Raw genomic sequence first — 9,734 nt, 5'->3', positions numbered from 1 at the left:
ATGAAACTATATAAAAAGAATAATATTTTAAAAATTATTTTAAAAAAATATTTGACTTTTAAAAAATAATTACTATATTATTAATAGAGAATTTTAATTAATAAAGGAGTATTTTATGGATACTAAAAAAATCAAATCGCTATTTTATATAGCAGCAATAGTAGTTATGACAATTCTTATTGCCGTATCTTGTAAGAAAAAGTCAACGCAGGCAAGCGCTTTTCAAATCGTGGACGAGCCTATATCTACAAATGAAACGCCAGAGCCTGTTCAGACAAACGAGGACATCAACAAACCAGTTCTGCCTATAGACAATAAGGCAAATATGGACCAATTTAACGGTTTGTATTTTGAGTCAAAAGCTTATGAACTTAATAATAATTTTAAGTTTACGGCTAAAGTAGGAATCGGAGATAGCGGTTATCAAAAAGGAGTCGCTTATATTCAATTTGAGGATGGATGCAAATTCTATCAAGGATTCCAAGTCGGAGATTATAATGGAAGCTATAATTTGCTATATAGCGGCAGTAGAAACGGATTAGATTATGTAAAAGCTAAAGCGAGATTCACTGAAGAAGGTTATCTTTATGTTAAATTTGAAAACTATAGCTGGGAAATAGAATACGCTTTGGCAGAAGAAGGAACAGATTCAAATCCATCGGAAGTTCTTACGCCAGATAAAACGATTACTATAAATAAAAATGCTGGTCCTAAACAATATGCTGGTAATTACTTTGAATCAATAACCTATAAAAATGATGACGGAAGCGAATTCAAATATACTATTGAAATTAAAAATCATAGCGATGGCAGAAGCACGGTTTTAATTTTTAGCGGTTATGAAAACGGAAAACAATTTAGTAGACAATATAACTTTCCAGGTTTTATAGCAGGAAGAGGAGATAATTTTTACAATTATAACGAAGGCGGTTCTGGTATGTTAAATAACGGAATTAGCGCAAGCGATACTGTGAAGGTTAGATTTTATAACGATACTAATGGAACTTGGGCAGATTTGAAACCTGCAAATTATAACTTTACTATAAAACTTGCATTAAAAAATAAATAAAGATAATATCTAAAAATTTTGTTTTTGGTTTTATATAGGAGGATGTCGAAACGGCATCCTCTTTTTTATTTTAAACTATTGACATATTTTTTATTTGTCATTCGCCGAGACTTGCCGTAGGCGCACAGCGTGAAAGTCCGCCGTTGGTGAGTAATCCAATTAAAATAAATTTAGTTTTAAAAATTTAACTTTATTAATAGTGGATTGCCACGCTTTCTTGCGAAAGCTCGCAATGACAAAAATAATGTATAGTCATTACGAGGCGATAGCCGAAGTAATCTATTTAGTGTGGATTGCTCGCCAATCCCAAAGGGACGCAGAGCGAAGGCGGGCTTTAGCCTCACTTCGTTCGCAATGACTATAATTTTAAAAATTAAACCATTGACAAATTTTTAATCCATGCTATACTTTATTAATTAAAACTATTAAAGTTGATAAACTATGAAATATAAAAATATCATAAATAAACAATACTGTAATTTTGTTAAGCAAAGCAAAGCAAAGCAAAGCAAAGCAAAGCCTTAACTTTAAACTTTTTCAAAAATTATGTTTATACAATAATTATAAAATATTATTCTATTTATTCATTAAAAATTTATTCAAATTCTTTTTTGTTTATAATTTCAATTGCGGAAAATCGCCAAATAATTTTATTTATATTAAAAAATTTAATCATAAAAACATTTTTGCAATATTTGGAAAATATATCAACTTTTTTTATAAAAAAGTATTGTCCGAAAAAATCATTTATTTATTTAAATATTTTTATCAATATTTATCAATCGCAAATAAAGGCTTTAACGAGCTTTTATCAAAAATATATTCTAATTTAAAATCAAGGAGATATTATTATGCCAAATTTTTATTGTGAATACTGCGGCGAGCAATTTTCTAATCCAAGAAATTTGACTTCCCAAAACTGCATGCGGCATCCGAGCGGAGTATTAAAAGGAAAACATAAACTTTACGAAGGCGGCGAAAAGTCGACTTATATTTGTAAATATTGCGGTAATTCTTTTAATTCAATTAAAACTATGGTATCGCAAAATTGTATGCGACATGCGGACGGCGTTTTGAAAGGCAGACATTCGCCAGCTTTATAAATAATTAATTTTTAAAAGGAGATTTTTATGAGCGAATATAAAGAATACGATAATAAACCAGCATCGCAGGGAATAAAACCGTGGATACCTTTAATTTTGGCTTTGATTTATACGATTTCGCCAATCGATTTAGTTCCCGATTTTATTCCGATTGTCGGATGGCTTGAAGACGCTTTATTTGTGATTGTCGGCGGACTTAACGGCATTCAAAACGGAATATTGGACGCCAACAGTTCTTTAAGGACATTAATAAATTTTGTGAAGTGGGGAATTCTAATAATCGGCGGAATTGCAATATTGATTGTGGTTCTTTTGGTAGTGCTAGTATTTAAAACTTTAACCAAATAATTTAATTTTTAAGGAGATTATTATGTGTATAAACAATAATGAAGAAGAAAATTTATTTGAAATGGGAAATAATCTATATAAAAATGGTAGATATTTAGAGGCTATAAGTTATTTATCAAGAGCCGTAGATTTGAATCCTGCAAACGATAGAAATTTATATATTTTAGGATGTTCATATTGTGAAAACGGTCAGTATATAGATGCTATCGGTTGTTTATTAAGAGCTATAGAATTTAATTCTACAATGTCTTGGATTTGGCATTGGTTAGGGCGTTCATATTTTGGAAATAGACAATACGATGAAGCTATAAGTTCTTTTAAAAAAGCAGTAGAGTTAGATTCCGATGAAGAGCATTGGTATTGGTTAGGTGTTTCATACTATAGTAATGGTCAAAGTCAAGAGGCTATAAATTCTTTATTAAAAGCCGTAGAGTTAAACCCAAACTACCAATTAGCTATAGAGTATCTTAATGATATAAATAATAATTCTTAATATAAATTAAAAAAGGAGATTTTTACATGAGCATGAATTTTAATTCTGAACAAGAAAAAGATTATTATGATTTATTAGTCGATATGTTGGACGATGGCGTTATAGACGAAAGCGAAAGGAATATATTAAACAAGCGTAAAGAAAAATACGGAATTTCTGACGAGCGAGCGAAGGAAATAGAGGATTTTGCAAAGCGGGAATATTTAGAAAGTAAAACTCCGCAATTTGAAACTGACGGCGAAAGAGATTATTACGATTTATTAGTCGATATGCTTGACGATGGCGTTATAGACGAAAGTGAAAGAAATATATTGAATAAGCGAAAAGAAAAATATCAAATATCGGACGAAAGGGCGAAAGAACTTGAAAATTTTGCTAAAGACATGAATACGCAAGAACAAGGAAAGCCTATTAAAATTACGAAAAAAGTTATTAAGAAAGTAATTATAAAAGAAAAAGAAGAAAAAGAGGATAACGATTTATTTGAACAAGGCAAATCATATTATGAAAATGAAGAATATGAAGATGCTATAGAATCATTTTTGGACGCGGTAGAATTGAATCCTGATAATTGGTTATATTGGCATTGGCTGGGAGTTTCTTATTATCAAAATGAAGAATATGAAGACGCTATAGAATCATTTTTGGACTCGGTAGAATTGAATCCTGATAGCAATTCTAATTGGAATTGGTTAGGTTGTTCGTATTATAAAAATGGAGAATACGAAGACGCTATAAATTCTTTATTGAAAGCTGTAAAATTGAGTTCTAATACTTGGTCTAATTGGTATTGGCTTGGACTTTCTTATTATCAAAATAGAGAATATGAAAAGGCTATTAATTCTTTATTAAAAGCGATAGAATTAAATTCTAATGAGGCTTACAATTATTATTGGCTCGGTCGTTCATATTATGATAATAAAGAATATCAAGAAGCTATTAACTCTTTATTAAAAGCGGTAGAATTAAATTCTAATGATGCTGATAATTATTATTGGCTTGGTCGCGCATATAACGATAACGAACAATATAAAGATGCAATAGATTCTTTAGTTAAAGCCACTGAATTAAATTCTGACAACTATGAAAATTGGTATAGGCTATGTATTGCATATAGGGATAATGAACAATACACGGAAGCAATAAATTCTGGATTAAAGGCTACGCAGTTAAATCCCGATTATGTTGGCAATTGGTTTGAATTAGGTCTTTCATACTATATAAACGGTCAATATTTGGAAGCTATAAATTCTTTATTAAAAACCGTAGAATTAAGTCCCAATTATTATTTACATTGGCTTTTGTTAGGTCGTTCATATTATGATAATAAAGAATATCAAGAAGCGATAAAATCATTATTAAAGGCGGTAGAATTAAATTCTAATGATGCTGATAATTATTATTGGCTCGGTCTCGCTTATAATTATAACAAACAATATAAAGAAGCAATAGATTCTTTAGTTAAAGCCACTCAATTAAATTCGGACGACTCTGAAAATTGGTATAGGTTATGCATTGCATATTGGAATAATAAACAATATCAAGATGCTATAAATTCTGGCTTGAAGGCTACGCAATTAAATCCAGATTTTTATGATAATTGGTCTAAATTGGGTAGTTCATATGGTATGAACGGACAACATTTAGAAGCTAGAAATTCATTCTTGAAAGCAACTCAATTAAATCCTAATGATAGCAAAATTTTGTATAATTTAGGAAATTCGTATTATAAAAATGGAGAATATCAAGAAGCTATAAATTCTTATTTAAAAGCCACGCAATTAAATCCTAATAATTTTAAAAGTTGGTATGGTTTAGGTTCAGTGTATTTTAGTAATTCTCAATGTCAAGAGGCTATTAATTCTTTCTCAGAAGCTGCAAAATTAAATCCCGATGATTATTTAAATTGGCATTGGCTCGGTCGTTCATATTATGATAATAAAGAATATCAAGAAGCTATAAAATCATTATTAAAAGCTGTAGAATTAAATTCTGACGATTATTTAAATTGGTATTGGTTAGGTTGTTCGTATTATGAAAATGGTCAATATTCGGAAGCTATACAACCTCTATTAAAAGCTACTCAATTAAATCCTAATGATTTTGAAAGTTGGCATTCGTTAGGGTGGGTATACTGCAATGTAGGGCAATATGTCGATTCTATAGGAGCATTTATAGAAGAAGCAAAATTAGATTATAATGCAAACGCTTTTTATGGAATTGGTTATAATTTTAAATATATTAATAAATATAAAGATGCTATAGACGCTTTTACAAAAGCTGTAGAATTAGAACCTGATAATTGGCTGTATTGGGATGAATTGGGAAAGTCATATTATCTAAATGAACAATATGAAGAATCCGTAGAATGTTTTGAAAAATCTATTGAAATAGGAAATTTTAACTCGAAGTATGATTTAGCAAATGCTTATTTATTTTTAGAAGATTATGATAATGCGGTTGATTCATACGAGAAATGTATAGATGATATAAATTCTTATGACGATGAAATAAGTTCCTATATTTGGAATAATTATGGAGTAGCTTTGGCAAATTTAGGAAGAATAGAAGAAGCTAGAAACGCTTATGCAAATGCCGTGAGAATAGACCCAGATAATGAAATAGCCAGAGATAATCTTAATAATATAGGATATTCAAGGAGAGGCTCTAACAATAGCGGCATTGTTTCGGGTATTTCAAGCACTATAGACGCAGTGAATGAAGTATATAAAAAGGTAGACCCCGAAGTCGTTAAAGGTGTTGTGGATATTGTAAAATATTTTTTGAAGTGAGATAAAAGGAATAATATTTAAAAGGAGTTTTATATGCAATATGCTTTATTATACAATAAAAAAGATAGCAAATATCATATTTATAAATCAACAAGAAAAGATATTAATATAGAAAAACTAGAATATATCTATTATAGAAATGAAAATATTTATCTAGATACAAATTGTTTGGATGAAAACATTAAAAAAGGAAAGCCTATTTATATAGACATTAAAATAAATAAATATACTTTATGTAATGAAGATATTAAAATGAATGATTTTAATAGATTTGAAAAACATACGCTTACTTTTACTCCAAAAGAAGAATATCGTAATAAACTTTATAACCCAAAGCTATATTATTATTTATATAAATATAAATTCAATAATAGAAAAGAAGCCGCTTATATCTACGCAGAAAGAAAAGTTATAATGATTTTTTCATCATTATTTCAATCAAAAAATGAAATGTGTCATGAATGCTTTTTAGAATTTATTAGAGAAGCAAGAAATGAAAATGGTTCAAATATTAGGTAAAAAGGAGATTTTATGGGATACGCTATCATAGATAATAATTATATAGGAATAGACGTCAATTCTAATCATATTTATAATGCTGATATAATATCAAATATAGAAAATGGAATAATAATTAGAATAGGTGGGACTTCGTTATGTCAAGAAATATATGTAGATGAAAATTTACGAGAGCAATATTTTCATAGAAACCCTACTACACTTATTGCGTCCGATATAGGAGTAAGTGAAAATTATAGTTGGCATTTGATTTGTTATGATAATAATTACATAGGATATGCGGAAGAAAATGATATTATTATGCTTTCTGCATTTATTGGCGAAACGGTATGCCCTGATTGTTTAGAGCGTATAATACAAAATATATTAAGAAGAGAAGGAGAATAAAAATGCAAAAGATTTTAATTTTATTTTTAATTTTAAGCAGTTTAGTTTTTGGAGATAGTAAAGAAATAGTAAAAGAATGGACGCAGGGAAAAGTCGATTACGGTTTTTCATCGGATGAAGATATTATTGTGGTAATCGCGGACGGAATGAGATATTTATTAATTTTAAATCCAGAATATCCTAACTTTTGGTATATTTCCATAAGCGAATGCAAATTAAAAAATAATAAATATGATTTCACGGATATTTACGCTGCTACAAAATATGAAGACATAGGAGAAATAAGAGGAAGCTCGGCTTTCTATGTGGATAAAAAATTAGCGGTTAAATATGTCGATGGCGAAAAAATAGAAGTCGATTTTGAGGAAACGGTTAATTATTTTATAACCAAAATCAATCCGTATATAAAAGCTATAAATACAAGAGGATTTAATAAAGAAGAATTGGAATATTATAAAAAATTACTTGAAAAATATAATCAATTTGTAGAAGAAAATAAAAAATAAAGGAGAATAAATCATGGAATTTAATTCTGAACAAGAAAAAAATTATTACGGGCTTGTAAAACGAATGCTTAAAGATGATGGCATAATAGACGAAAATGAGCGGAATTTATTAAACACTAAAAAAGAGGAATACGGAATTTCGGACGAAAGGGCTTTGGAAATTGAGAATTTGCTTATAGAAAATAGTAAAGTTATAAAAATAGATAATTCGGTTTTTAAAAATAAAAGATTTTCTAATAAAGAAAATTCAATTAAAGAATATGAAGATAATGAAGAAGTAGATTATGAGATAGTAAAGCGTAGAAAAAGAGATAAAAGAGTTTCTAAAAAACCAATATACGAAAATCATTTTTTGAAAAATATTTGGATTATATTTTGTATATTAATTTTTGAATTATATTTCTTTGTTAGATTGAAAGCCACATTAAATAATCCTAATCCTATGCCAAAAGGACTATTTGAAAGGAGTATAAATTGGTTTAAGTCGGGCGTTTCTTCGGCGGCTTCAAGCATAATTCCTCAAAAAATTCAAGAGGCATTTTCATATATTGAGAATATAGCATATATTTCTATTATAATTATTTTAATGTTGCTTCTTTTCTGCATATTATTTGTATTATATATTCGCGTTCCAAAGATTATAAGTAATTTAAGCAGCAGTAAAAAGAAAGAGCGTAAATATTTTTATGCATTTTTATCATTTTTTATACCTGCAGTTGTAACGGTATTTATGATTATTTTTATAGAAAGCGGACATATTATGGATAATAATCAAATAAAATCTTTTGAAAAAGAAACCACCGCTTTAATAGAAAAAGAAGATTATTTAAGGGCTTTTGAGCGCGTAAAAAATGTTGAATATATAATTTTCTTAAATTATCCTAATAAATATATAAGCCTTCAAAATAGAGAATATGAAAGAGTTTTAAATGGCATTACAAACGCCGTTTATATAAGGCAATCGGAAATTAACGAAACTAATTATAATTACATAATGAAAGATATTTTGCCCGTTTATCAAAAGTCGATAAGCAACTTACCTCAATATATAGAAACATATAATAAAATAATGGGCGATTTAGCACTTCAAACTTTTGAAAGCTATACTCAATCTTTAATAGAAAGTAAAGAATATTTGACGGCATATTTTGTAATACGCTCATCAGATTATGATAAAGTGATTAAAGAAGTAACTTTATTTTTTAAAGAAGGTTTGAATTATTCTAAATATAAGGCGTATAAAACGCTTATTGACAATCTTGTTAATGATTTTGATGAAAGGAGTTTTGACGAAATGGATAAAGAAAATTATGATTTTATCTATCAAAATATATTTTTCGTTTATTATAAAATCATGGACGAACAAAATAACTTTTTTAAGAAATACTATAATTTTATCGGCGGAGTTTATAATAATGTTTTCAATGGTATTATTCGCACTTGGAATAGAGTTATTGGAGGAGAAGAAAATCAAATTAAAGATAAAAAGATATTTGAGTATAATGAATATTTAAATATCTTTAGAGATAACCCGCAAGAAAAAAAGCGTTTAGAAAATAAAATGGCGGGAGCAAGAAAAAGATTTGACGATAAAAGAGACAAATATTTAGAAGATTTAATAAATCTTAAATTGCCTCACATGACTGATGAAGAACAAAAGAATACAATTCCTCTAATTGTCCATTATTCTGACGCCAAAAGAGAGAAAGGCGGAGGAACTTATGAAGAGTATTGGAATGAACAGAGGGAAGAAGAGGAGAGAAAATTTGACGATTTGGCAAGAGAAAAAGGATATACAAACGATATAAATAGTATTATAAGCGAATTTAAAAATATTATTTATAATAAAGAAATAAATAAAGAAAACTACGAATATATCTATAAAAATATTTTGCCTCGTTATGAAGAGACTGTTAAAAAATTAAAACATTATAAAGAAGCTAAAAAAGGTTATGATGTCGAAATAGAAGTTTTAACAGAAGAGCTTGACGATAAAAGGCATGAATACTTATTAAGTTTAATGGATAGGATTAAAGGATTTGGTAATACTGTAGAAGCCAAATCAATCCTAAATAAAGAAGTTTATCATAAATCTGATAGAGAATTAAGCAGAAATAAATGGATAAGCTGGATACCTTTGGTTGGAAATCTTGGAAAAACATCTTATAAACAATATTGGGAAAAAATTAAAAACGATTATTTAAAAGAATTAAATAAAAAATAAAAAAAGGAGTAAAAATGAATATTACAAATCCAAGACAATTAATTATTGGAATATTGGCGGTTATTGGTTTATTATGCGTATTGTCGAAATTAGATTTTTTGATAATACCCGCATTAATTATAGTGGCGATAATTTTGATATTTCAAGCGTATAAAAATCAAAAGTATAAAAGAAAATAAATTTAAGGAGTAAAAAAATGACAATAAAAATAGGTTTTAATAATAAATGGAATTAGATAAAGAAAAATTAGAAATTATAAAAGAATTTGCTTATCAAAAATATGGTGATTATCT

The 9,734-nt window shown here is 28.1% G+C and carries 10 protein-coding genes; all 10 read left to right on the top strand.

What is annotated here, in order from left to right:
- Nucleotides 1–115: 115 nt before the first annotated feature.
- The 10 genes from ACR0QS_RS07540 (at nucleotide 116) to ACR0QS_RS07495 (ending at nucleotide 9,620) form a co-directional block, all read left to right on the top strand.
- Nucleotides 116–1,069 carry a hypothetical protein gene (locus tag ACR0QS_RS07540; protein ID WP_432632825.1) on the top strand — a complete coding sequence of 318 codons (954 nt, stop codon included), beginning with the start codon at nucleotides 116–118 and terminating at the stop codon, nucleotides 1,067–1,069.
- An 851-nt stretch (nucleotides 1,070–1,920) separates the two neighbouring features.
- Nucleotides 1,921–2,172 carry a C2H2-type zinc finger protein gene (locus ACR0QS_RS07535; RefSeq protein ID WP_432632824.1) on the top strand — a complete coding sequence of 84 codons (252 nt, stop codon included), beginning with the start codon at nucleotides 1,921–1,923 and terminating at the stop codon, nucleotides 2,170–2,172.
- Between the two features lie 27 nt (nucleotides 2,173–2,199).
- Nucleotides 2,200–2,520, top strand: a complete 321-nt coding sequence (locus ACR0QS_RS07530) for a YkvA family protein (protein WP_432632823.1) — start codon at nucleotides 2,200–2,202, stop codon at nucleotides 2,518–2,520.
- Between the two features lie 4 nt (nucleotides 2,521–2,524).
- A complete protein-coding gene (locus tag ACR0QS_RS07525; protein ID WP_432632826.1) occupies nucleotides 2,525–3,013 on the top strand; it encodes a tetratricopeptide repeat protein in 489 nt (162 codons plus the stop codon).
- 26 nt (nucleotides 3,014–3,039) lie between these two features.
- Nucleotides 3,040–5,805, top strand: a complete 2,766-nt coding sequence (locus ACR0QS_RS07520; protein WP_432632822.1) for a tetratricopeptide repeat protein — start codon at nucleotides 3,040–3,042, stop codon at nucleotides 5,803–5,805.
- Between the two features lie 33 nt (nucleotides 5,806–5,838).
- Nucleotides 5,839–6,324 carry a hypothetical protein gene (locus ACR0QS_RS07515; protein WP_432632821.1) on the top strand — a complete coding sequence of 162 codons (486 nt, stop codon included), beginning with the start codon at nucleotides 5,839–5,841 and terminating at the stop codon, nucleotides 6,322–6,324.
- A 12-nt stretch (nucleotides 6,325–6,336) separates the two neighbouring features.
- Nucleotides 6,337–6,711 (top strand): hypothetical protein, encoded by a 375-nt coding sequence (locus tag ACR0QS_RS07510; RefSeq protein WP_432632820.1) that lies wholly within the window; start codon nucleotides 6,337–6,339, stop codon nucleotides 6,709–6,711.
- A 2-nt stretch (nucleotides 6,712–6,713) separates the two neighbouring features.
- Nucleotides 6,714–7,217, top strand: a complete 504-nt coding sequence (locus ACR0QS_RS07505) for a hypothetical protein (protein WP_432632819.1) — start codon at nucleotides 6,714–6,716, stop codon at nucleotides 7,215–7,217.
- A 13-nt stretch (nucleotides 7,218–7,230) separates the two neighbouring features.
- Nucleotides 7,231–9,441 carry a hypothetical protein gene (locus tag ACR0QS_RS07500; RefSeq protein ID WP_432632818.1) on the top strand — a complete coding sequence of 737 codons (2,211 nt, stop codon included), beginning with the start codon at nucleotides 7,231–7,233 and terminating at the stop codon, nucleotides 9,439–9,441.
- A gap of 14 nt (nucleotides 9,442–9,455) precedes the next feature.
- Nucleotides 9,456–9,620 (top strand): hypothetical protein, encoded by a 165-nt coding sequence (locus ACR0QS_RS07495; protein WP_432632817.1) that lies wholly within the window; start codon nucleotides 9,456–9,458, stop codon nucleotides 9,618–9,620.
- The last annotated feature ends 114 nt before the right edge of the window (nucleotides 9,621–9,734 follow it).

Origin of the sequence: Brachyspira sp. (genome assembly GCF_050873525.1) — a bacterium.
Lineage (GTDB): Bacteria > Spirochaetota > Brachyspiria > Brachyspirales > Brachyspiraceae > Brachyspira.
Note: the sequence above shows the minus strand (reverse complement) of the source record. Positions and strands in the feature narration are given on the sequence as shown.

What these genes read in the sequence shown, in the direction of transcription:
- ACR0QS_RS07540 (WP_432632825.1), top strand. Translation starts at nt 116, where the DNA reads ATGGATACTAAAAAAATCAAATCGCTATTTTATATAGCAGCAATAGTA.
- ACR0QS_RS07535 (WP_432632824.1), top strand. Translation starts at nt 1,921, where the DNA reads ATGCCAAATTTTTATTGTGAATACTGCGGCGAGCAATTTTCTAATCCA.
- ACR0QS_RS07530 (WP_432632823.1), top strand. Translation starts at nt 2,200, where the DNA reads ATGAGCGAATATAAAGAATACGATAATAAACCAGCATCGCAGGGAATA.
- ACR0QS_RS07520 (WP_432632822.1), top strand. Translation starts at nt 3,040, where the DNA reads ATGAGCATGAATTTTAATTCTGAACAAGAAAAAGATTATTATGATTTA.
- ACR0QS_RS07515 (WP_432632821.1), top strand. Translation starts at nt 5,839, where the DNA reads ATGCAATATGCTTTATTATACAATAAAAAAGATAGCAAATATCATATT.
- ACR0QS_RS07510 (WP_432632820.1), top strand. Translation starts at nt 6,337, where the DNA reads ATGGGATACGCTATCATAGATAATAATTATATAGGAATAGACGTCAAT.
- ACR0QS_RS07505 (WP_432632819.1), top strand. Translation starts at nt 6,714, where the DNA reads ATGCAAAAGATTTTAATTTTATTTTTAATTTTAAGCAGTTTAGTTTTT.
- ACR0QS_RS07500 (WP_432632818.1), top strand. Translation starts at nt 7,231, where the DNA reads ATGGAATTTAATTCTGAACAAGAAAAAAATTATTACGGGCTTGTAAAA.
- ACR0QS_RS07495 (WP_432632817.1), top strand. Translation starts at nt 9,456, where the DNA reads ATGAATATTACAAATCCAAGACAATTAATTATTGGAATATTGGCGGTT.